Source organism: Streptomyces sp. NPDC096046 (assembly GCF_040303285.1).
In the GTDB taxonomy this organism is placed as follows: Bacteria; Actinomycetota; Actinomycetes; order Streptomycetales; family Streptomycetaceae; genus Streptomyces.
Window position 1 is genome coordinate 17253 of sequence record NZ_JBEOSZ010000060.1, and the last position, 21290, is coordinate 38542.

Genomic DNA, 21290 nt, shown 5'->3' on the forward strand with positions numbered 1-21290 from the left:
CGGCCTTCCTCAGGCCTCCTTCGGGGACAGGGCCTCCACCAGCACCGGCGTCACCTGCTCCACCTGCCACGGCCGCGCACCATGTCCGGCCAGGGCGGCCGCCACCGACTCGGCGTCCACCACCGCGGGCGGCTCCCAGCACACCCGCCGCACCGTGTCCGGCGTGATCAGGTTCTCCTGCGGCATGGCGAGCTGCTCGGCCAGCGCCGACACCCCGGCCCGGGCCGCGGACAACCGCGCCGCGGCCGCGGGGTCCTTGTCGGCCCAGGCCCGCGGCGGCGGAGGCCCGGTCACGGACAACCCCGGCTGCGGGAGATGCGCCTCGCTCAGCGCCTTCGCCCGGTCCACCGCCGCCTGCCACTGCTCCAGCTGCCGCTTGCCCACGCGGTGACCGAAACCGTTCAGCGCGGCCAGCGCCTGCACACTCGCCGGAAGGGCCAGCGCGGCCTCCACGATGGCCGCGTCCCCGAGCACCTTGCCCGGCGACACGTCCCGCCGCTGCGCGATCCGGTCCCGGGTCTGCCACAGCTCCCGTACGACGGCCAGCTGCCGCCGTCGCCGCACCTTGTGCATACCGGACGTACGCCGCCACGGGTCCTTGCGGGGCTCGGGCGGCGGAGCCGAGGCGATCGCGTCGAACTCCTGGTGGGCCCACTCCAGCTTGCCCTGCCGGTCCAGCTCCTTCTCCAGCGCGTCACGCAGGTCGACGAGCAGCTCGACGTCCAGCGCCGCGTACCGCAGCCAAGGCTCGGGCAGGGGCCGGGTCGACCAGTCGACGGCGGAGTGGCCCTTCTCCAGGACGAAGCCCAGCACGCTCTCGACCATCGCGCCGAGACCGACCCGGGGGAACCCGGCGAGCCGCCCGGCCAGCTCGGTGTCGAACAGCCGCGTCGGCACCATGCCTATCTCGCGCAGGCAGGGCAGGTCCTGGGTGGCGGCGTGCAGCACCCACTCGACGCCGGACAGGGCGTCTCCGAGGGCGGAGAGGTCGGGGCAGGCCACGGGGTCGATCAGGGCCGTTCCGGCGCCCTCACGGCGCAGCTGCACGAGGTAGGCGCGCTGCCCGTAGCGGTAGCCGGACGCGCGCTCGGCGTCGACGGCGACGGGCCCGGATCCCGCCTCGAAGGCGGCGATCACCCGGGCCAGGGCGGTCTCGTCCGCGATGACGGGCGGGATGCCCTCACGCGGCTCCAGCAAAGGGATCGGCGCCTCCGTAGCAGAAGATCCGCCGTCGTCCGGAGGAGCGCCTCCGGTGGTTCGCAGTGGGCTGTCTGCTGCGGTGTCGTGGGCGTCGGTCACATGTCAAGGGTATCCATGTATGGACAGCGCCCGCCGACGGAACGTTCCGTCGGCGGGCGGTGCAGGGTCGCAAACCAGTCAAGTCGGGGAAGCGGCGGGTTCGCGAACCGTGGGTGACGTGAACGGGGCCGGAGCCCGATCCCGTTCACGTGGACGAATGATCACGGGAGGTCACGGCGGCGCGGGTCAGTGGATGATCCCGGTCCGCAGCGCCACCGCGACCATGCCGGCGCGGTCGCCCGTGCCGAGCTTGCGGGCGATGCGGGCGAGGTGGCTCTTGACGGTCAGGGCGGACAGTCCCATCGAGACGCCGATCGCCTTGTTCGACTGGCCTTCGGCGACCAGTCGCAGCACCTCGACCTCACGGCCGGACAGTTCGCGGTAGCCGCCCGGGTGGCTCGGGGCACCCGGGGGGCGGCGGTGCAGACGGGCGGCGGCGGCGCCGATGGGGGCGGCGCCCGGACGGGTGGGGAGTCCGACGTTGGTGCGGGTGCCGGTGACGACGTAACCCTTCACCCCGCCGGCGAGTGCGTTGCGCACGGCGCCGATGTCGTCGGCGGCGGAGAGGGCCAGCCCGTTGGGCCAGCCCGCGGCGCGGGTCTCCGACAGCAGGGTGAGGCCGGAACCATCCGGCAGGTGGACGTCGGCGACACAGATGTCGCGGGGGTTGCCGATGCGGGGACGAGCCTCCGCGATGGACGAGGCCTCGATGACATCGCGCACACCGAGCGCCCACAGATGGCGGGTGACGGTGGAGCGGACGCGCGGGTCGGCCACGACCACCATGGCGGTCGGCTTGTTCGGGCGGTAGGCGACCAGGCTTGCGGGCTGCTCGAGGAGAACGGACACCAGGCCTCCTGGGGTGCGGGACGGGGCCGGCTCGTGGGGGTGAAGCCGGGACGAACCGTGCTTTCAAGGTCACAGTCGTCTTCGGCACCGAACCCGTCCGCCTTTAGAGAATGATCACGATTCGGTGATAACAATCCGCGCAATTCGGACACGCGGTCGATCATTCGAAGGTCGAACGGTTTCGGTCTGCGTCGCTACGCGGTCGAAAGTGGCCGTATCGACAAAGTGATTCGGCCAAGAGGGGGACGCAGGTGTGATCGTCGGCACGACATGGTTGACCGCCCCGCACAAGATCGATCAGTGCGGGGCGGTCAGGGGGTGGATCAGCGGGACTGCGGCCCTCGCCGCTGGGGCAGCGTCACGATCGACGCGTCCCCGGGCCCTGCCGGGGGCAGACCGGCGATCTGGGCGAGCAGATCGCACCAGGACGCGAGGTGGGCGGCCGTGTCCGGAACCCCGCCCAGGCCCTCGCGCGGCGTCCACGACGCACGGATCTCGATCTGCGAGGCGGCCGGGCGAGCGGACAGCCCGCCGAAGTAGTGGGAACTCGCGCGCGTGACCGTGCCGCTCGGCTCTCCGTACGTCAGTCCGCGCGTCTGGAGCGCGCCGGTCAGCCAGGACCAGCACACCTCCGGCAGCAGCGGATCCGCCGCCATCTCCGGCTCCAGCTCCGCGCGCACCAGCGTCACCAGCCGGAACGTCCCCCGCCAGGCATCGTGCCCGGCCGGGTCGTGCAGCAGCACCAGGCGGCCGTCGGCCAGGTCCTGGTCGCCGTCGACGACCGCGGCCTCCAGCGCGTAGGAGTAGGGGGCGAGCCGCTTCGGCGGGGGCGTCGGCTCGACCTCGATCTGGGGCCGCAGCCGCGCCGCTCTCAGCGCGTCGACGGCGGCCCGGAAGGGCAGGGGGGCGGAGTCCGCCTCCCGCCGGTCGTTCTCGGTGTCCTTCGCTTCGTCCATTCCGCCGGCGCCGTCCGACAGTGGTCCCTGAGCCGCAGCCATGCGGGAAGATTACGGGGACCGGGGCCCGGGTGCAGGGCTAGACACCCTGCGCCCGTCCAGGGGCTGAATCGCGCGGTACGGCAGCGTGCGAAACTTGGCCCCGTGAGTGCCAACGACGCCCCTCGGGCCCAGCAGCCGTCCGCCCCGTACGCATCCGCCTTCCTCAAGGCCTGCCGGCGCGAGCCCGTGCCGCACACGCCGGTGTGGTTCATGCGGCAGGCCGGGCGCTCACTGCCGGAGTACCGCAAGGTGCGCGAGGGCATCGGCATGCTCGAGTCCTGCATGCGGCCCGAACTGGTCACCGAGATCACCCTCCAGCCGGTGCGCCGGCACGGCGTGGACGCGGCGATCTACTTCAGCGACATCGTCGTCCCGCTCAAGGCCATCGGCATCGACCTCGACATCAAGCCCGGCATCGGCCCGGTCGTCGAGCGCCCGATCCGCACCCGCGCGGACCTCGCGCAGCTGCGCGACCTGGCCCCCGAGGACGTCTCCTACGTCACCGAGGCCATCGGCCTGCTCACCCGTGAGCTCGGCGCCACCCCCCTCATCGGCTTCGCCGGCGCCCCCTTCACCCTCGCCAGCTATCTCGTCGAGGGCGGCCCGTCCCGCACCTACGAGAACGCCAAGGCGATGATGTACGGCGACCCCGAGCTGTGGGCCGACCTGCTCGACCGCCTCGCGGACATCACCGCCGCGTTCCTGAAGGTGCAGATCGAGGCGGGCGCCTCGGCGGTCCAGCTGTTCGACTCCTGGGCGGGCGCCCTGGCCCCCGTCGACTACCGCCGCTCCGTGCTGCCCGCGTCGGCGAAGGTCTTCGAGGCCGTGGCCGGCTACGGCGTGCCGCGCATCCACTTCGGCGTCGGCACCGGTGAGCTGCTGGGTCTCATGGGCGAGGCCGGCGCGGACGTGGTCGGCGTCGACTGGCGGGTCCCGATGGACGAGGCCGCCCGCCGGGTCGGGCCCGGCAAGGCACTCCAGGGCAACCTCGACCCGACCGTGCTGTTCGCCCCGACGGAGGCCGTCGAGGCCAAGACCCTCGACGTCCTGGACGCGGCGAAGGACCTCGACGGGCACATCTTCAACCTCGGCCACGGCGTCATGCCGTCCACGGACCCGGACGCGCTGACCCGGCTCGTGGAGCACGTGCACACGCGAACCCTGCGCTGAGCCGAGAACCCGATCGGCCGGACCGGTGAACGCGGCCGCACGGAAGTGCGTATGTGTCGGCAACCGCCCGCGGCGCGGGGAAGGCGGGTCGCGGGGCCGACGTGAGGAACAGGCGATGAACGACCGAGTTACCCCCGCGATGCACGCGCTGCCCGACGGTGAGGCGGAGCTGACGCTGGTGGTGCGGCTGCCCTGGGAGGACGTGGCCCGCCTCGGCCAGGACGCCGGGCGGCTGGCCACCCAGTTGCGGCGGCCCGTGACACTGGAGGAGGCGGTGAGCCACCGGTTGCGGTCGACCCGGGTGGCCTCGCACGCGAAGCCGGCCGGGGAGCAGCCGCCGGCGGTGACGGCTTCGGCGTCGGTGTCCTCCCTGCCGTCCCGGCCGCCGGCGGAGCAGGCGCGCCAGGCGATCGACCGGATCAATGGGACGGCTGGGACTGCGTAGGCGCTTCGCCGTAGGGGTGCGGGTTCGCCGCCGGGTGCGGGTTTGCTGTGGCTGGTCGCGCCCACGCGGCGGAGCCGCACATCGCTACGGCCCCGCGCCCCTGTACTCCTACCGTCCCTTACGAACCGCGCACCTTTGCCGCCGCCTTGCGGGCCGCTACCAGTACCGGGTCCCAGACGGGGGAGAACGGTGGGGCGTAGCCCAGGTCCAGAGTGGTCATCTGTTCCGCCGTCATGCCTGCCGTGAGGGCGACCGCCGCGATGTCGACCCGCTTGCCCGCGCCCTCCCGGCCGACGATCTGCACGCCGAGGAGGCGGCCCGTGCGGTGCTCGGCGAGCATCTTGACCGTCATGGGGGAGGCGTTCGGGTAGTAGCCCGCGCGGCTGGTCGACTCGATGGTCACCGAGTGGAAGCGCAGCCCGGCGCGGTGGGCGTCCTTCTCGCGCAGGCCCGTGCGGGCGATCTCCAGGTCGCAGACCTTGCTGACCGCGGTGCCCACCACGCCCGGGAAGGTCGCGTACCCGCCGCCGATGTTGGTGCCGATGATCTGGCCGTGCTTGTTGGCGTGGGTGCCGAGCGGGATATGCCGCTCCTGGCCGGAGACCAGGTCCAGGACCTCGACGCAGTCGCCGCCGGACCAGATGTTCTCGTGGCCGCGCACCCGCATCGAGCGGTCCGTGAGGAGACCGCCGTGCGGGCCCAGGGGGAGTCCGGCGGCCTTCGCGAGGGTCGTCTCGGGGCGGACGCCGATACCGAGCACGACGACGTCCGCCGGGAACTCGCGGTCCTGCGTGACCACCGCCCGCACGGCCGCGTCGTCGCCGGTCAGGATCTTGGTGACCTCGGCGTCGTTCACCATCGTGATGCCCAGGCCCTCCATGGCCTCGTGCACCAGGCAGCCCATGTCCGGGTCGAGGGTCGACATGGGTTCGCTGCCGCGGTTGACGACCGTCACCTCGTAGCCGCGGTTGATGAGCGCCTCGGCCATTTCCACGCCGATGTAGCCCGCCCCGACGACCACCGCGCGTCGGCCACGCGTGCGTTCCAGCGTGTCGAGCAGGGCCTGGCCGTCGTCCAGCGTCTGCACGCCGTGCACTCCGGCCGCGTCGGCACCGGGCATGTCGGGCCGGATCGGCCGGGCGCCGGTCGCGATCACGAGCTTGTCGTACGACGTCCAGGACTCCTCGCCGGAGTCGACGTCACGCGCGCGTACCCGCTGCCCGCCGAGGTCGAGTTCCGTGACCTCCGTGCGCAGCCGCAGTTCGATGCCGCGGGCGCGGTGCTCCTCGGGGGTGCGGGCGATGAGCCGGTCCCGGTCGGTGACGTCGCCGCCGACCCAGTAGGGAATGCCGCACGCCGAGTACGACGTGAAGTGGCCCCGTTCGAACGCCACGATCTCCAGTTCCTCGGGGCCCTTCAGACGGCGCGCCTGCGACGCCGCGGACATGCCCGCGGCGTCGCCGCCGATGACGACCAGTCGCTCCCGTGTGCGGCTCATGTTCATGCGGACACGCTACGGGAGCAGGGCAGTTCAGTCCCGCTCGCCGGGGGTTCGCGGCTGCGCGGACTCCGGCGCCGGACGGGCCGTCGGCAGCGGGCCCGGCGCGGTCGTCACGGGTGCGGACTCGGGGCGGCGCGACAACCGGGGGTGTACGACACGCAGCCACAGCAGCACGATCAGGGCCGCCACCGCCGCGAACGGCAGCACCGCGCCGAAGGCGACGGCGAGCCAGCGCAGCATCGTCACGAAGGCGCTCCAGCCGCCCGCCAGCGCGTCCACGAACCCCGGGGCGTCGTCCTCCTCGGCCTCCTTCTTCGCCGGGGTCTCGGACAGCGACAGGGTGATGGTGGCCAGACCGGTGCGGTCCTTCAGGGACTCCTGTCGGGCGAGCAGCGCCTCCAGATCGGCCTGGCGGCTGCTCAGCTCGCCCTCCAGGGTCACCACGTCGCTGAGCTTGCCGGCCCGGTCCATCAGTTCGCGGATCCGGGCCACGCTGGCGCGTTGCGTCCTGATCCGGCTCTCCACGTCGACGACCTGGTCGGTGACGTCCTCGGCCTTCGCGCTGCGGTCAAGGAGCTTGCCGGTGCCCTCCAGTTCGGCGAGGACCCCGTCGTACCTCTCGACGGGTACGCGCAGCACGACCTGGGTGCGCTCGCGGCCCTCGGCGTCCCGGGCAGTGGCCTCGCTGCCGACGTAGCCGCCCGCGTTCTCGGTGACGGTGCGGGCCTGCCCCAGGGCCTTCGGGACGTCCCTGACCCGCACGGTCAGGGAGGCCGTGCGGATGATGTGGCTCGTGGGGAGCTTCGGCGGCGCGGTCGCCCTGGCGCCGCTTCCGGCGCCGCCGGGGGCGGCCTCCTTCGCGCCGCCCTCGTCGTCCGCTTGCGGGGCGGCGACTCCCCGGTCGGCGGCGCTGCTGCCGGCGGAGTCCTCTCCTCCGCCGCTGCACCCGGTGAGCGCGAGGGCCGCGGCCAGCAGGAGCGCGGCGAGAGCCGGGGCGGGTTGGCGGGCGGATCGTCGTGTGCGCATGCGGGCATCCCCCGGGGTCGATTCTGCTGATGCTTCTTCGACGCCCGGACGGCGCGGGCCGTTTGCCCCGGGACGGTTCCGATGCGGTCACGGTCGGGACTCGTGACGGACACCGGGGCGCGGCGGCGGTGTCAGCGGGGTCTGAGAGGCTGGGGGCATGTGCGAAGTTCAAGGGCAGGTCGTCGTCATCGGGGCGGGCATCGCGGGGCTGGCCGCCGCACACCGGCTGCTGGAGCGCGGGGCCCGGGTGACCGTGCTGGAGGCGTCCGGCAGGCTCGGCGGCAAGCTGCTTCCCGGGGAGATCGCGGGTGCGCGCGTGGACCTCGGCGCCGAGTCGATGCTGGCCCGCCGCCCCGAGGCGGTGGCACTCGCGCGCGAGGTGGGCCTCGCCGAGCGTCTGGAGCCCCCGGCCACCGCGACGGCCTCGCTGTGGACCCGCGGCGCCCTGCGCCCCTTCCCCAAGGGGCATGTGATGGGAGTGCCCGGCACCGCGTCCGCCCTGGCCGGGGTGGTGTCCGAGGAGGGCCTTCGCCGCATCGAGCGGGACGCCGAGCTGCCCCGCACGGAGGTCGGCGACGACGTGGCGGTGGGGGAGTACGTGGCGGAGCGCCTCGGCCGCGAGGTCGTCGACCGCCTGCTGGAGCCCATGCTGGGCGGGGTGTACGCGGGCGACGCGTACCGCATCTCCATGCGCTCGGCCGTCCCGCAGCTCTTCCAGGTGGCCCGCAGCCACAGCTCCCTGACGGCGGGGGTCCGCGAGCTCCAGGCGAAGGCGGCCGCGGCCCGGCAGACCGGCCCGGTCTTCATGGGGATCCGGGGCGGCGTCGGCACCCTCCCCCTCGCGGTGGCGGACTCGGTCAGGGCCCGCGGGGGCGAGATCCTCACGCGGACACCGGTGACGGATCTGCGTCGCACCCCCGAGGGCCGCTGGCACGTCGCCTCGGCCGGGCGCGAGTGGCTCGCGGACGCCGTGGTCGTCGCCGTCCCCGCCCCCGCCGCCGCCCGGCTGCTGCGCGCCGAGGTCCCCGGCGCCGCCGCGGAGCTCGACGGTGTCGAGTACGCCTCCATGGCCCTGGTCACCCTCGCCTACCGCCGCGACGGGGCGGCCCTGCCCGACGGCAGCGGCTTCCTCGTGCCGCCCGTCGACGGGCACACCATCAAGGCGTCCACGTTCGCCTCGCAGAAGTGGGGCTGGATCGCCGACGAGAACCCCGACCTGGTCGTCCTGCGCACCTCCGTCGGACGCCACGGCGAGACGCAGATCCTCGGGCGCGACGACAGCGAACTCGTCGACGTCTCCCGGCACGACCTGAAGGCCGCCACCGGCCTCGACGCCACACCCGTCGCCACCCTCGTCACCCGCTGGGACGACGGCCTGCCCCAGTACCCCGTCGGCCACCACGCGCGCGTGGCCCGCGTCCGTGAGTACATCGCCCGCCTCCCCGGCCTCGCCGTCTGCGGCGCCGCGTACGACGGCGTCGGCATCCCGGCGTGCATCGCCGGTGCGTACGCCGCCGTCGACCGGATCCACGGTGACCCGCGCGGTGTGCAGGAGCTCACCGCCCACCCGGTGCAGAGTCTGCACGGCGGAGCGGGAGAATGAGGAGCATGAGTGACGACGCCTCCACCCCGGCCTCCAGCACCGCGCCCGAGCGCATCCCGAACAAGGGCAAGCTGGCCAAGGACCTCAACGAGGTCATCCGCTACACGCTCTGGTCCGTCTTCAAGCTGAAGGACGTCCTCCCCGAGGACCGCGCCGGGTACGCCGACGAGGTCCAGGAGCTGTTCGACCAGCTCGCCGCCAAGGACGTGACGATCCGCGGCACCTACGACGTGTCGGGCCTGCGCGCCGACGCCGACCTCATGATCTGGTGGCACGCGGAGACCAGTGACGCGTTGCAGGAGGCGTACAACCTCTTCCGCCGTACCAAGCTGGGCCGCGCCCTGGAGCCCGTCTGGTCGAACATGGCGCTGCACCGCCCCGCCGAGTTCAACCGCGCGCACATCCCGGCGTTCCTCGCCGACGAGACGCCCCGCGACTACGTGAGCGTCTACCCCTTCGTGCGCTCCTACGACTGGTACCTGCTGCCCGACGAGGACCGCCGCCGCATGCTGGCCGACCACGGCAAGATGGCCCGTGGCTACCCGGACGTCCGCGCCAACACCGTCGCCTCGTTCTCCCTCGGCGACTACGAGTGGATCCTCGCCTTCGAGGCCGACGAGCTGTACCGCATCGTCGACCTCATGCGTCACCTGCGCGCCTCGGAGGCCCGTCGGCACGTCCGCGAGGAGGTGCCGTTCTACACGGGCCGCCGCAAGGACATCGCCGAGCTGGTCACCGGTCTGGCCTGATCAGCGGCCGCGCCCGACGGCCCCGGCCCGCTCCGGGGCCGTCGGCTTCGGCTCGGCGTGCGGGGCGCACTCCGCACGCCGTCCCGGCAGCCGGCCCTCGAGCAGATACGCCTCCAGGTGCCCGTTGACGCAGGCGTTCGGCCCGCCGGCCAGGCCGTGGGCACCGGCGTCCCGCTCCGTCACCAGGACCGAACCCGCGAGGCGGTGGTGGAGTTCGAGGGCGCCGTCGTAGGGCGTGGCGGCGTCCCGCTCGGCGGCCAGGATCAGCGTCGGGGGCAGTTCGCCCGGCCCGGCCGCCACATCGAGCGGCCGCTGCCGGGGTGCCCGCCAGTACGCGCACGGCAGGTTCGTCCACACGTTGTGCCAGGTCTCGAAGGGCGCCATCCGCGCGAGCCGGGTGTTGTCCCGGTCCCACACCCTGAAGTCGGTGGGCCAGGGGGCGTCGTTGCACTCGACGGCCAGGTAGACCGCGCGCGAGTTCTCCGCCTCGGCGGCTGCTTCCGGGTGTTGCTCCATCTGCTCGACCAGCGGCTTCGCATCGCCCTTGAGATAGGCGGAGAGCGCGTGCGCGCGGTGCGGCCACTGGTCGTCGTAGTACCCGGCCTGGAGGAACGCGTCCTGCAGCTGACCCGGTCCGACCTTCCCGCCCGCCGGCTCGGCGGCCAGCCTCGCGCTCGCCCGCTCGTAGCCGCGCAGCACCTCCCGAGCGGTCCCGCCCAGCCCGTACACGTCGTCGTGCCGGGCGATCCACGCTCGGAAGTCCGCCCAGCGACGCTCGAACGCCGCCGACTGGACGAGGTGGTTGCGGTACCAGATGCGCGCCGGGCCGGGGTGGACCACCGAGTCGAACACCATCCGCCGTACGTGCGCCGGGAACAGCGTCGCGTACAGGGCACCGAAATAGGTGCCGTACGAGGAGCCCATGAACGTCAGCCGTTCCTCGCCGAGCGCGGCGCGCAGCACGTCGAGGTCCCGGGCGTTGTTCAGGGAGTGGTAGTGCCGCAGCGCGTCGCCGGACCGCTCGGCGCAGCCCCGCGCGTACGCCTTCGCCTGCGCGACGCGCTCCCGCTTGTACGACTCCGAGGGGTGCGTCGGGGCCTGCGAGGGCCCCTTGAGGAACTGCTTCGGGTCCTCGCACGACAGCGGCGCCGAAGGGCCGACCCCGCGCGGGGCGTAGCCGACGAGGTCGTAGGCGGCCGCGATCCGCTTCCACTCGGGGAGCAGGCCGATGAGCGGGAAGTACAGGCCGGTGGCGCCCGGCCCGCCCGGGTTGTGGAGCAGGGCGCCCTGCCTGCGGACCGTGCGTGTGCCGTGGTGCGGGTCCTTCCGTGTGGCACGGGCCCTGCTCACGGAGAGTTCGATCCGCTCGCCGTCCGGGCGGGCGTAGTCCAGCGGGACGCTCACCGTGCCGCACTGCATGCTGCCGGGCAGGTCCTGCGCGTCGGGACACGGGCCGAAGTCGACACCGGCCGCCTTCGCGCGGGCGGCGGCCACGGCGGTGCCCCGCATCTCGGCCGCTCCCGTCCGGTCCTCGGTGGCCGGGGCCGCGGTGAGGGTGCTCAGCAGCAAGGACCCGGCGGCCGAGCAGACGAGGGTGGCTCTCATCGCGTATCCCTTCGGTGCACGGTGGCGACGAGAGGGATGTTTCGTTCGGCGCGGCGGGAAGGCAAGCACCGTCCGCCGGTGTCGGGCCCCATGCCCCGTGTGCGCCCCCGGTCGGTCAGTCGTGCGCCTCGCGGTCCGTGAACGCGGCGCGCAGGTCCGGTTCGCCGATCGCGCGGACGCCGCGTACGGCCACCGAGGTGAGGTACGTACGGTCGTCGGCGGCGCCGTCCGCGGTCCGGGTCAGCGCGCCGAGCAACCGCTGACCGGCCGGGGAGGCCCAGCGCGAGTAAGGGTGGATCTCGACCCGCGCGACGGCCAGGCAGCTCAGGGTCAGGGCGAGCGGCAGCGCGAACCACAGGGCGACCAGGTGCCGCGGCATGTCCGGCGGGGCGGGTGCCAGCAGTGCGGCCACGCCCAGTCCGAGGACGGCGACGGCTGCCCCGCGCACCCGCCGGACGGCGCTCGCGACGGTGGTGCGGGCGCTGTCCGGCACCGCGAGCCCCGCCCGCACCAGCCCCTCGGCGATCCCGCGCACCGCGTCCGCCGTAGCGGCCGTGGCCCGCACCGGCGCGATGCGGGACTGCCCCTCGGGGCCGATGGCCCCTATCACCGACCGCTCCATCTCGTCCCGCCCCCGTGGGTCGACGACCGTGGCCCAGCCGGTGTGGGCGAGGAGCAGACGGCGCTGGCGGGCCATGGCGACCAGGGTGACGTCGGCGACCCGCCGGGGGCCGCCGGAGAGGAACGCGGCCTCGTACAGCGTGAGTTCACGCCCCCGGCCGGTGTCCGTGTCCACGGCCGCGGCGCGCACGGCGGCCAGGCACAGACGCGTGCACGCCGTGCCGGCCACGGCCCAGGCCGCCAGCAGGAAAAGAACCCAGAGCACATGTTGTTTGTATGTGACACGGTCCCGGGACACCATGCCTCGTTCACGATCCGGGCGGAGTGTTGTCGGTACGTGACGTTCCGTTTCGGTCCCGAGGCGGGCCGGGGCGGGCGGCGGGAGCGTGTGGCCCGGCGACGGGGACGCGGACGGCGGTGCGGCCCGCCCGGGGGCGGCGGCCGGGGGAGCGCAATCGCCGACCGGATCGCGGGCGACGGCGTTGAAGTCGAGGGCGCGGGCCGGGTGTGCTCCGCTCAGCGCCGCAGCAGGACGCTGCGCGTGGCGCGAGCGAGCCGGTGGGCCGGGTGGCGGGAGCGCGGCCTGGGCCCCGACCTCTCGAGCCACCACTCCCGCAGTTCTCGCCGCGCCCGCACGTCCCCGGGCCGCCCGGTGGACAGCAGGTGCTCGGCGAAGGTGAGGGCGTCGCGCCGGTAGCCGGCGGTCATCGGGCGGGTCTGGGCGTAGCCGAGGAACGCCGTGCGGTACTCGCCCCCGAGGATCGCCGGCAACTCCGGAGCGACGTGCGCCACGACATCCGCTCGCTTCGCGGCGAGCGCCCGCGCCTGTACGCCGATCCGCGTCCGGTCGAACCCCTCGGGCACGGGCGTTCCCGCGACCAGTGCCGACAGCAGCGCCGCCTGCGCCAGCCCGAGCCGCTGCCGAGCGCCGTCGACGCCCCGTTGGTGGGGCGGGCCGAAGGCGCCCCGTGCCGCCTCGGCCGCCCCGGTCTCATGGGCCCGCGGTCCGGCGCCGTCGCCCCGGGTCTCTTCCCGCGGTCCGGCGTCGGCGGCTGCGGGCAGACCACCGCCGACGTGCCCGGCTTCATCGCGCTTCCCGGCGCCGGCTCGCACCGGTGCCTCGTCGCGCCGCCCGGAGCCGGCTCGCACCGGTGCCTCGTCGCGCCGCCCGGAGCCGGCTCGCACCGGTGCCTCGTCGCGCCGTCCGGCCTCCGCCCGTCCCGCGGTCGCCAGGACCGTCGCGCGGAACTGCGTCTTCACGCGCTCGACGGCCCCTGCGTCCAGCGCCCGGCGGATCGAGGTCAACTCGCTTTCCAGCTCCGCCGGTTCCGGGAAGTTCTCGTCCCGTTCCAGGAGGACACCCGGAGGACGGACGCGGGAGGCGAGGTCCGTGAGGATGTCGAGGACCGGCCGGGGAACGGGATGGGCGTGGCTGTCGTGCCAGACGCCGTCGCGTTCGAAACCGCCGGCGACGTGGACGTAGGCGATGGCCTCCAGGGGGAGCTCGGCGAGAGCCTCGGCCGGGTCCTCACCGCGGTTGACGTGGTTGGTGTGCAGGTTGGCCACGTCGATCAGGAGACGGACGCCGGTGCGGTCGGCGAGGTCGTAGAGGAACTGGCCCTCCGTCATCTCCTCGCCCGGCCAGCGGATCAGCGCGGCGATGTTCTCCACCGCCAGCGGCACCGGCAGGGCGTCCTGCGCGATGCGCACGTTCTCGCAGAGCACGTCCAGGGCGTCCCGGGTTCGCGGGACGGGCAGCAGGTGGCCCGCCTCCAGGTGCGGGGACGCCGTCAGTGATCCGCCCGCCCGCACGAACGCGATGTGCTCGGTGACCAGCGGCGAGCCCAACGCCTCCGCACGCTCGGCCAGTGCGGTCAGCCGGCCCGCGTCGGGCCGGTCCGCGCCCCCGAGGCCGAGGGAGACGCCGTGCGGCACCACGGTGACGCCGCGCTCGCGCAGCCGCCGCAGCGAGTCGGGCAGGTGCCCGGGACAGACGTTCTCGGCCACGGCCTCGACCCAGTCGATCCCCGGCATCCGCTCCACGGCGTCCGCGATCTCCGGCCGCCACCCGATGCCCGTCCCCAGTCGCTCCATCGTCCCCTCCTCCACCCGGCCCGTTCCCCGAACGTGAGGGGGGTATGGCCCAGCCGTCAGCGCCCGAACCCCACCCGGCCCGCCTTCAGAGCAACATTTGAGGTTCGGCGCCTGCTCCTCCCCCCTGACGGAGGCGCAAGGATCGCGCCACCCGCTGACACGTCGTAGACCGGAGCCATGTCCGAAGGCCGCGAGCAGCCGCAGCCCCCCGCGCGGCACCGACCGGAGTCCGGGGCGGCCGCCGTCCGCCGGCTGAGGATCGGGGCCGGCGCCCTGCTCCTGGCTGTCGGCACGGCCTACTTCCTGGTGCCGCTGGAAGGGCTCGGCACCGACCGCTCCTGGCTGGGCGGGCTGCTGTTCGTGCTGTGCCTGACGCTCGTCGCCACACTGCTGCTGCGCCATGTGCGCGACATCGTGCTGGAGAAACCGCAGGCCCGGTCGGGCATCATGATCTCGCTGCTGATGTGTCTGGCCGTGCTGGTCTTCGCGTCCGGGTACTACGCCCTCGCCCAGCAGCCGGGCCAGTTCACCGGTCTGCGCACCCGCGTCGACGCGCTGTACTTCACCGTCGTCACGCTCGCGACCGTCGGCTACGGCGACATCACCCCGCGCGGGCAGGAGGCCCGCCTGGTGACCGTCGTGCAGATCGTCTACACGTTCGTCTTCCTCACGGCGGCGGCCACCGCGCTGTCCCGCCGGATGCACGCGGTGGTCGCGGAGCGCGAGCGGCGCCCGCCGCCCTCTTCCTGACCGCGGGCCCTACACCGGCGGGCGGGAGGAGCGGTAGTTGAACACCGACCACAGGACGAACAGGCCGGTCACGATCATGATGATCGACCAGAAGGGCTGGTACGGCAGCCAGAGGAAGTTCGCGATCAGCGCCAGGCCGACCACGACCGCGCTCACCACCCGCGCCCAGGCGGCCCCGGTGAACAGGCCGCACCCGGCGGCCACCACGAGCACACCGACGATCAGATGGATCCAGCCCCACGCGGTCAGGTCGAACGCGAAGGAGTACTGGCCGAAGCTCGTGTACACCTCGTCGCCGGCGATCGCCGCGATGCCCTGGAGCACCGCGAAGAGGCCGTAGACGACCATCAGGATGCCGCCGAGAGCGAGACCCCCCGCCGCCCACGGATCACCGGAGTCGCCCGGGCCGGGGCCGCCGGGCATCCGGTCGTCGGGGGCGGGCGGGGCGGGGGGAGGGGGCGCGGCGCTGGACATGGCTGCCTCCTGGGTCGGGTCGAGTGGTAACTCCACTGGAGCACTCGTCCACGGCCGCCGCGCCCGCGGCTACTCCGAACGGGTGGACGCCAGACCGCCCGTCCCGCGCGGCTCCCCGCGCAGCGCCGGGTGGTCCGCCACCACCGTGCACGAGCCGGGCGCGATCTCCGTGAACCCCGCGTCGCGCACCAACGGCAGCCCCCCGCCGGTCAGTCCGGGCCAGCGCTCCGCGTCGGCCGTACGGACGGCGAGCGGGAAGTCCGCGTCCCGCCAGGCCGTCCGCTCCCCGTCGGACAACTCCCACCAGGCCAGTTGGGCGGCGTGGCCCGCCTGGGCCATCGCCTTCCCGGCCGACATGCCGAGATCCGGGTTCAGCCACAGCACGGGAGCGGCCGGGTCCGCGTCCACCGGCGGCTCCGCATCGTCCAGGTCGGTGCCGGACACCTGGAGCCTGGCCAGGTCCTTGGGCCAGCCGTCCAGGGGGACGGGCGGGAAGACCCGCACCTGGGCCGACTTGCCGGTGACCGTGACGCCGTCCAGCGCCTCGGCCCGCCGCCACTCCGCGCCGCGCGCCCGCCGCACCACCTTGCGGATCCGGGCGTCCTGCCAGTTCCGCATCGCCCCGGCCCACTCGCCCTCACCGGTCGACCGCTCGTCGGCCAGGATCGTCAGCACGGCTCGCGCGGCCGTCTCCAGCGCGTCCGTGCGCGCCGGCGGGTCCGCCCGCTCGATCCGCACGACCAGGGGCAGCACGAACTGCGGTGCCTCGTCGCGCGAAGAGGGCTCGGACCGGAAGGGACTGTCGCTCACGGGCGTCGGGTCTTCACTCACGAAACCCAGTGTGCCAGCCCGAAGATCGTGCAGGATGGGCCCCATGCGACCCGACCTGTGCCTGCGGAACGCGGGCCGACGGTACGGTCTGCGCGGCCCCTGGGTGCTGCGTGGTGTCGACCTGACGGTGGCCCCCGGCCGGCTCGTCCGTGTCGAGGGCGCCAACGGCAGCGGCAAGTCCACGCTGCTGCGGCTGCTCGCCGGCATCGATGCCCCCAGCGAGGGCCGCGTCGCCGGCCGGCCGCGCACCGCGTACGTCCCCGAGCGGTTCCCGCCGGCCCTGCCCTTCACCGCCGCCGGCTATCTCACCCACCTCGGCGCCGTGCACGGCCTGACCCGCTCGGCTGCCGCCCGGGCCGCCGGGGAGTGGCTGGAGCGCCTCGGCGCCGCCGCGTACGCCGGGACGCCGATGGCCCGGCTGTCGAAGGGCAGCAGCCAGAAGCTGGCGGTCGCCCAGGCCCTGCTGGCGGAGCCGGAGCTGCTGGTGCTGGACGAGGCGTGGACCGGGCTGGACACCGAGGCCGGCGAAGCGTTGGAGCGCGCGGTCGCCGAACGCACGGCGGCCGGTGCATCCGTGGTCTTCGTCGACCACGACCCGCGCCGCCTGGCGGGCCTGCCGGACGCGACGTACGCCGTGCGCGACGGCCGCCTCGTCGAGGACGCGTCACCGGAGCCGCGCCCCTCCGGCCCGCAGGTCACCGTGGACGTGCAGGGCCCGCCGGACGGACGGCTCCCCGGCGACGTACGACGGATCGTCACCGCCGCCGACGCGACCGCCCCGGGCGGTTACCGCCTCACCGTCCCCGCCCCGCACTCCGACGTCCTGCTCCGCACCCTGCTGACGGCCCGCCCGCCCTGGCACGTGGTGAGCGTGTCCCCGCGGACGAGGGCTCCGGGGAGGCAGGGGTGACCGCCCTGATGCGCTACCACGCCGCCCTGCTGATGCGCTCGCAGCGCTGGCTGCCGCCGTTCCTGCTGTACGCGGCCTTCCTGGCGGTCAGCGTCCAGGCCGGGCAGCCCGTGCTCGACTCGCTCGGCTACACGTCCGCCGCGTCGCTGCCCGTGGCCGCCTGGCTGGCCCGGATCTGCGTCACGGGCGAACCGGACGCGGCGCGAGGCTGTGTGGCGGCGGCCGCCGGACCCGCGCGGGCTCATGTGGCCTGTCTGCTGGTGGCCCTGGCCGGCGCGACGGCGCTCGGCACGCTCGCGGTCCTCGCGGTGACGCTGCTCAGCGATCCGGTCGCCTCCGACCACCGCACCCGGGTGCCGCTCGCCGCAGCCTGCGGGGCCGGGCTGCTCGCCGCCCTGGCCTGCGCCCTGCTCGGCACGGCCGTCGGCGCGCTCACCAGCCGGCCCCTGCTGCGGTCGCCAGGCCGGGCCGTCCTCGCACTGCTGCTCGCGGCCCTGCTGTCGCTGGTCGCCACCGGCTCACCGGCCCAGGCGGCCGTGCAGGACCTGGTGACCGGCTCGCGGCAGGGCACCGTCCCGCTGCCGCTGCTGCCCCTGGCCGCGGCGGCCCTGATCGCTGCCGCGGCGCTGGCCCTGGCCGGTGCGCTGGTCTCCCGCAGATCACCCTGAGCAGGCGGTGCGCTGCGCCTCCTGCCACTCGCAGACGGGGCAGAGCGTGATGCCCTTGTACGACTCGGGGTACTCCGTCGGCTCCCGGCACAGCACGCAGTCCGCGTACGGCGGCCCGTCCGCCAGGGGCGGCCTGGTCGCCTCGATCAGGCAGTAGTCGTCCTCGCTCATACGCCCAGCGTAGGCCCGGACGTCAGAGGTCGCGCCGCTCCAGCGGCTTGGTCGCCGGTCCCTGGATCACCTTGCCGTCCGTGTCGAAACGGGAGCCGTGGCAGGGGCACTCCCAGGCGCGTTCGGCGGCGTTGAAGTCGACCAGGCACCCCAGGTGGGTGCAGCGGGCGGAGACGGCGTGGAGGCGGCCGTCGTCGTCCCGGTACACCGCGAGTCGCCCGCCGTCGGCGCGGACCACGGCGCCCTCGCCGGGCGGCAGGGACTCCACCGGCGGCGAAGGCCGCAGCCGGTCGCCCACGAAGTGCCCGGCGACCTTGGCCTGGGTCTTGAGGAACGTCGGCGCCTCACGCACCGCGGCCTTCACCCGGCGCGGGTCGTACAGCGCGCTCCACTCGCACTCCTCGCCCGTGATCTGCGCGGTCAGCAGCCGCCCCGCCATGATGCCGCCGGTCATGCCCCAGCCGCCGAAGCCGGTGGCCACATAGGCGTGCCGGGCCCCCTGGTGCAGCGGGCCGACCATCGGCACGGTGTCCGTGGGTTCGGTGTCCTGGGTGGCCCAGCGATGGGTGACCTCCAGGTCCGGGAAGTGACCGGTGGCCCAGGCGGTGAGGCGTTCGAAACGGGCCCGCGGGTCGCCCGTGCCCGGTGTGAAGTGCTCACCCGTGACGATGAGCAGCCGCCGGTCGCCCTCGTACGGCGCGGTGCGCACCGAGCGGGTCTCCTCGTCGGGGGTGATGAACATGCCGTCCGGGTCCTGCTCCGCGGGGATCGTCCCGGCGACCACCAGCTCACGGCGCGTGGAGAGGCGCGCGAAGAGCAGGGCCCGGTCGAAGATCGGGTAGTGCGTCGCGACGACGACGTCCCGGGCCCGCACGGTCGCCCCCGTCGCGGTGGACACCCGGCACGGTTCGCCCTCGTCCAGGCCGAGAACGGTGGTGTCCTCGTAGATCCGCCCGCCGTGCTCGACCAGGTCGGCGGCGAGGGCCAGCAGGTACTTGCGCGGGTGGAACTGGGCCTGTCCGGTGACCTGGACCGCGCCCGCCACCGGGAAGGGCAGCCCGGTCTCCGTGACGAAGGACGCGGGCAGCCCGGCCTCGGCCGCGGCCCGGGCCTCCGCGCGCAGCTCCTCGACTCGGCTCGCGTCGCGGGCGTAGGTGTAGGCGCTCCTCGTCTCCCACTCGCAGTCGACGCCCAGTTCCCGGGCGACCCGGGCCGCGTGCTCGATGGCCTCGGACTGGGACCGCGCGTACAGCCGCGCGCCCTCGGGGCCCCGGGTGCGCCGCAGCTTGTCGTAGACCAGCGTGTGCAGCGCCGTGACCTTGGCGGTGGTGTGTCCGGTGACCCCGGCCGCGACCCGGCCGGCCTCCAGCACGGCCACGCTGCGCCCGGCCCGTGTCAGCTCCCACGCCGTCGACAGCCCGGCGATCCCGGCGCCGATCACCGCCACGTCGACGTCCAGGTCCTCCGTCAGCGGCGGGTGCTGACCGTCCGGCGCGGTCTCGAGCCAGTACGAGCTGCTGACCTGTTGCTTTTCACCCATGGAGCAGCGAGTACCCCCGTGCGTCCGCTTCAGTGTCGGGCGGGTCGCTTCACAGAGGGGACGAGCAGGACTAACGTACAACCAAATGGTTGTAGATGAGCTGAGCGACGAGACGGTGGACCGGCTGTTCCACGCCCTGGCCGACACCACGCGCCGGGACATACTGCGCCGCTGCGTGCGCGGCGAGCTGTCGGTGTCCCGGCTGGCCGCGTCCTACCCGATGAGCTTCGCCGCCGTGCAGAAGCACGTCGCGGTGCTGGAACGGGCGGGTCTGGTCACCAAGCAGCGCAGCGGACGGGAGCAGCTCGTGCGCACCGACCCCGACGTGGTGGGCCGCGCGCGACAGGCCCTGGACGCACTCGAGTCGGCGTGGCGCGGGCGGGTCGACCGAATGGCCCGGCTGCTCGCCGAGGACACCGGAACCGAAGAGAACGACCCGACGGAAGGACCCGGACGATGAGCGTCACCCGAGTCGACAAGGACCTCGACCACCTCACCCTCACCCTGATCGCCGACTTCGCCGCCCCGGTCGAGCGGGTGTGGCGGCTGTGGGCCGACCCCCGGCAGCTGGAGCGCTGGTGGGGCCCGCCGACCTACCCGGCGACCGTGGAGGAACACGACCTGACCCCCGGCGGAGAGGTCGCCTACTTCATGACCGGCCCGGAGGGCGACCGGCATCGCGGCTGGTGGCGGATCACCTCGGTCAGCGAGCCGACCGCCCTGGAGTTCACCGACGGCTTCGCCGACGACGACGGCAAGCCCAAGGACGACATGCCGACCATCTCCGTGCGGGTGCGGCTCAGCGAGTACGCGGGCGGCACCCGCATGGAGATGCGCTCCCTGTTCGACTCCCGCGAGCAGATGGACCAGATGGTCACCATGGGCATGGAGGAGGGCCTGAAGGAGGCCGTCGGCCAGATCGACGCCCTGCTCGCCGCCTGACCCGAGGGGTCAGGTCCGCTCCAGCAGCCGTCTGCGGCACTCGTCCACGTCGAAGTCCGCCTTCGGGTACCGCGGATCCAGCTCCTCGAAGTGCTCCAGGAGGAGGGTGCTGACCGCCCAGTTGCGGTACCACTTGTGATCGGCCGGGACCAGGTACCAGGGCGCGTACGAGGTGCCGCAGCGCCCCAGCGCGATCTCGTAGGCCTCCTGGAACGCGGGCCACAGGGCACGGTCGTCGATGTCGGAAGGGGCGAACTTCCAGCGCTTCTCCGGCTTGTCGAGGCGTTTGAGCAGCCGGCGGCGCTGCTCGTCGTAGGAGAGGTGCAGGAAGCACTTGACCAGGGTGACGCCGTCGTCGGCGAGAGACCGCTCGAAGCGGTTGATCTGCGCGTAGCGCCGGGCGAGCTCGGCGGCGGGCGCGAGCCCCCGGACGCGGGCGATCAGCACGTCCTCGTAGTGGGAGCGGTCGAAGATGCCCAGCTCGCCGTGGGACGGGAGCGCCTGCTCCACCCGCCACAGGAAGGGGTGCGCGCGCTCTTCGGCGGTGGGCGCCTTGAACGCGGTGATCCGGCAGCCGGACGGGTTGAGCAGGCCGATGACGTGCTTGACCGTGCCGCCCTTGCCGCTGGTGTCCATGCCCTGCAGGACCAGCAGGACCCGGCGCCGGTCGCCCTTGGTGCTCGCCGCCCACAGCCGCTCCTGGAGGACGGCCAGCCGCTCGCCGACGCGGGCCATGGCGGCCCTGCCCGCCGCCTTGCCGTCCGGCCCGGCGGGGGCGGCGGCGGCGTCGTACCGGGTCAGGGCGACCGGCTCACCCGGAGGGAGGCGGAGCCGGTCCCGCAGCGGGGTGCTGTCCTCGTGTGTCATGGGACCCCCTCGCGGTCCTTGGGCCTGGCCGGTCCGGCGGGACGCCGGGTCTCGCCGGCGCCCCGTGCGGCAACCGGGCGCCGGCTAGGGGGCTTCTGATGGATCTCCGCGGCGTCACGACGCCCGGCACGCACGCTCGCCGCACGCCGTGAACGGACAGGTGGCTCCGCCACATGA

The 21290-nt window shown here is 73.9% G+C and carries 22 protein-coding genes; 9 read left to right on the forward strand and 13 right to left on the reverse strand.

Annotation, left to right across the window (positions count from 1 at the left end; translation table 11 throughout):
• Positions 1-9: 9 nt before the first annotated feature.
• From ABTX62_RS33620 to ABTX62_RS33630, 3 genes are all read right to left on the reverse strand, one after another.
• On the reverse strand, positions 10-1299 hold the full coding sequence (locus ABTX62_RS33620) for a ribonuclease D (protein ID WP_352119721.1): 1290 nt from the start codon (positions 1297-1299) through the stop codon (positions 10-12).
• Positions 1300-1485: 186 nt separating this feature from the next.
• Entirely contained in the window at positions 1486-2148 is a 663-nt protein-coding gene (locus tag ABTX62_RS33625; RefSeq protein WP_003993737.1) for a response regulator transcription factor, read from the reverse strand.
• A 323-nt stretch (positions 2149-2471) separates the two neighbouring features.
• A complete protein-coding gene (locus ABTX62_RS33630; protein WP_352119722.1) occupies positions 2472-3146 on the reverse strand; it encodes a DUF3000 domain-containing protein in 675 nt (224 codons plus the stop codon).
• Between the two features lie 102 nt (positions 3147-3248).
• Here ABTX62_RS33630 and hemE point away from each other — a divergent pair, with 102 nt between their 5' ends.
• Positions 3249-4316 (forward strand): uroporphyrinogen decarboxylase, encoded by a 1068-nt coding sequence (gene hemE, locus ABTX62_RS33635; protein WP_352119723.1) that lies wholly within the window; start codon positions 3249-3251, stop codon positions 4314-4316.
• 115 nt (positions 4317-4431) lie between these two features.
• On the forward strand, positions 4432-4761 hold the full coding sequence (locus ABTX62_RS33640; protein WP_031134473.1) for a hypothetical protein: 330 nt from the start codon (positions 4432-4434) through the stop codon (positions 4759-4761).
• A 118-nt stretch (positions 4762-4879) separates the two neighbouring features.
• Here ABTX62_RS33640 and ABTX62_RS33645 read toward each other — a convergent pair whose 3' ends face one another.
• Together ABTX62_RS33645 and ABTX62_RS33650 are read right to left on the reverse strand one after the other, a co-directional pair.
• Positions 4880-6265, reverse strand: a complete 1386-nt coding sequence (locus tag ABTX62_RS33645) for an FAD-dependent oxidoreductase (protein WP_352119724.1) — start codon at positions 6263-6265, stop codon at positions 4880-4882.
• Between the two features lie 27 nt (positions 6266-6292).
• The gene (locus ABTX62_RS33650) at positions 6293-7288 is read right to left on the reverse strand and encodes a DUF4349 domain-containing protein (protein WP_352119725.1); all 996 of its coding nucleotides are present in this window, start codon (positions 7286-7288) and stop codon (positions 6293-6295) included.
• 157 nt (positions 7289-7445) lie between these two features.
• Here ABTX62_RS33650 and hemG point away from each other — a divergent pair, with 157 nt between their 5' ends.
• Both hemG and hemQ read left to right on the forward strand, forming a co-directional pair.
• A complete protein-coding gene (gene hemG, locus ABTX62_RS33655) occupies positions 7446-8891 on the forward strand; it encodes a protoporphyrinogen oxidase (RefSeq protein ID WP_352119726.1) in 1446 nt (481 codons plus the stop codon).
• A gap of 5 nt (positions 8892-8896) precedes the next feature.
• Positions 8897-9640, forward strand: a complete 744-nt coding sequence (gene hemQ, locus ABTX62_RS33660) for a hydrogen peroxide-dependent heme synthase (RefSeq protein ID WP_352119727.1) — start codon at positions 8897-8899, stop codon at positions 9638-9640.
• On the opposite strand, the gene ABTX62_RS33665 is transcribed toward hemQ, so the two are convergent.
• The 3 genes from ABTX62_RS33665 to ABTX62_RS33675 all read right to left on the reverse strand — a co-directional run bounded on the left by ABTX62_RS33665 (position 9641) and on the right by ABTX62_RS33675 (position 13960).
• Entirely contained in the window at positions 9641-11245 is a 1605-nt protein-coding gene (locus tag ABTX62_RS33665) for an alpha/beta hydrolase (RefSeq protein ID WP_352119728.1), read from the reverse strand.
• Between the two features lie 115 nt (positions 11246-11360).
• Positions 11361-12131: a TIGR04222 domain-containing membrane protein gene (locus ABTX62_RS33670; RefSeq protein WP_352119729.1), complete on the reverse strand. Its 771-nt coding sequence runs from the start codon at positions 12129-12131 to the stop codon at positions 11361-11363.
• A gap of 251 nt (positions 12132-12382) precedes the next feature.
• Positions 12383-13960, reverse strand: a complete 1578-nt coding sequence (locus tag ABTX62_RS33675) for an MbnB/TglH/ChrH family RiPP precursor modification enzyme (RefSeq protein ID WP_352119730.1) — start codon at positions 13958-13960, stop codon at positions 12383-12385.
• Between the two features lie 177 nt (positions 13961-14137).
• Here ABTX62_RS33675 and ABTX62_RS33680 point away from each other — a divergent pair, with 177 nt between their 5' ends.
• Positions 14138-14710 (forward strand): potassium channel family protein, encoded by a 573-nt coding sequence (locus tag ABTX62_RS33680; RefSeq protein WP_352119731.1) that lies wholly within the window; start codon positions 14138-14140, stop codon positions 14708-14710.
• 9 nt (positions 14711-14719) lie between these two features.
• On the opposite strand, the gene ABTX62_RS33685 is transcribed toward ABTX62_RS33680, so the two are convergent.
• Complete coding sequence (locus ABTX62_RS33685) at positions 14720-15184, reverse strand: DUF7144 family membrane protein (RefSeq protein WP_352119732.1); 465 nt, start codon at positions 15182-15184, stop codon at positions 14720-14722.
• 69 nt (positions 15185-15253) lie between these two features.
• Entirely contained in the window at positions 15254-16015 is a 762-nt protein-coding gene (locus ABTX62_RS33690; protein ID WP_352119733.1) for an aminoacyl-tRNA hydrolase, read from the reverse strand.
• Positions 16016-16058: 43 nt separating this feature from the next.
• Between ABTX62_RS33690 and ABTX62_RS33695 the strand changes: the two genes are divergently transcribed.
• Entirely contained in the window at positions 16059-16925 is an 867-nt protein-coding gene (locus tag ABTX62_RS33695) for an ABC transporter ATP-binding protein (protein ID WP_352119734.1), read from the forward strand.
• Positions 16922-17593, forward strand: coding sequence for an ABC transporter (locus ABTX62_RS33700; RefSeq protein WP_352119735.1), 672 nt, complete (start codon positions 16922-16924; stop codon positions 17591-17593). The genes ABTX62_RS33695 and ABTX62_RS33700 overlap by 4 nt, the downstream gene beginning before the upstream one ends.
• Here the strand turns inward: ABTX62_RS33700 and ABTX62_RS33705 are convergent.
• Together ABTX62_RS33705 and ABTX62_RS33710 are read right to left on the reverse strand one after the other, a co-directional pair.
• Positions 17585-17764, reverse strand: a complete 180-nt coding sequence (locus ABTX62_RS33705; protein WP_352119736.1) for a hypothetical protein — start codon at positions 17762-17764, stop codon at positions 17585-17587. The genes ABTX62_RS33700 and ABTX62_RS33705 overlap by 9 nt on opposite strands.
• Before the next feature lie 22 nt (positions 17765-17786).
• On the reverse strand, positions 17787-19304 hold the full coding sequence (locus tag ABTX62_RS33710) for an FAD-dependent oxidoreductase (RefSeq protein ID WP_352119737.1): 1518 nt from the start codon (positions 19302-19304) through the stop codon (positions 17787-17789).
• Positions 19305-19389: 85 nt separating this feature from the next.
• Here ABTX62_RS33710 and ABTX62_RS33715 point away from each other — a divergent pair, with 85 nt between their 5' ends.
• Together ABTX62_RS33715 and ABTX62_RS33720 are read left to right on the forward strand one after the other, a co-directional pair.
• Positions 19390-19764 (forward strand): ArsR/SmtB family transcription factor, encoded by a 375-nt coding sequence (locus tag ABTX62_RS33715; RefSeq protein ID WP_352119738.1) that lies wholly within the window; start codon positions 19390-19392, stop codon positions 19762-19764.
• Complete coding sequence (locus ABTX62_RS33720; protein ID WP_352119739.1) at positions 19761-20246, forward strand: SRPBCC family protein; 486 nt, start codon at positions 19761-19763, stop codon at positions 20244-20246. Before ABTX62_RS33715 ends, ABTX62_RS33720 begins: the two co-directional genes overlap by 4 nt.
• Before the next feature lie 9 nt (positions 20247-20255).
• Here the strand turns inward: ABTX62_RS33720 and ABTX62_RS33725 are convergent, their stop codons facing one another.
• A complete protein-coding gene (locus ABTX62_RS33725) occupies positions 20256-21113 on the reverse strand; it encodes a PPK2 family polyphosphate kinase (RefSeq protein WP_352119740.1) in 858 nt (285 codons plus the stop codon).
• Positions 21114-21290: the final 177 nt, after the last annotated feature.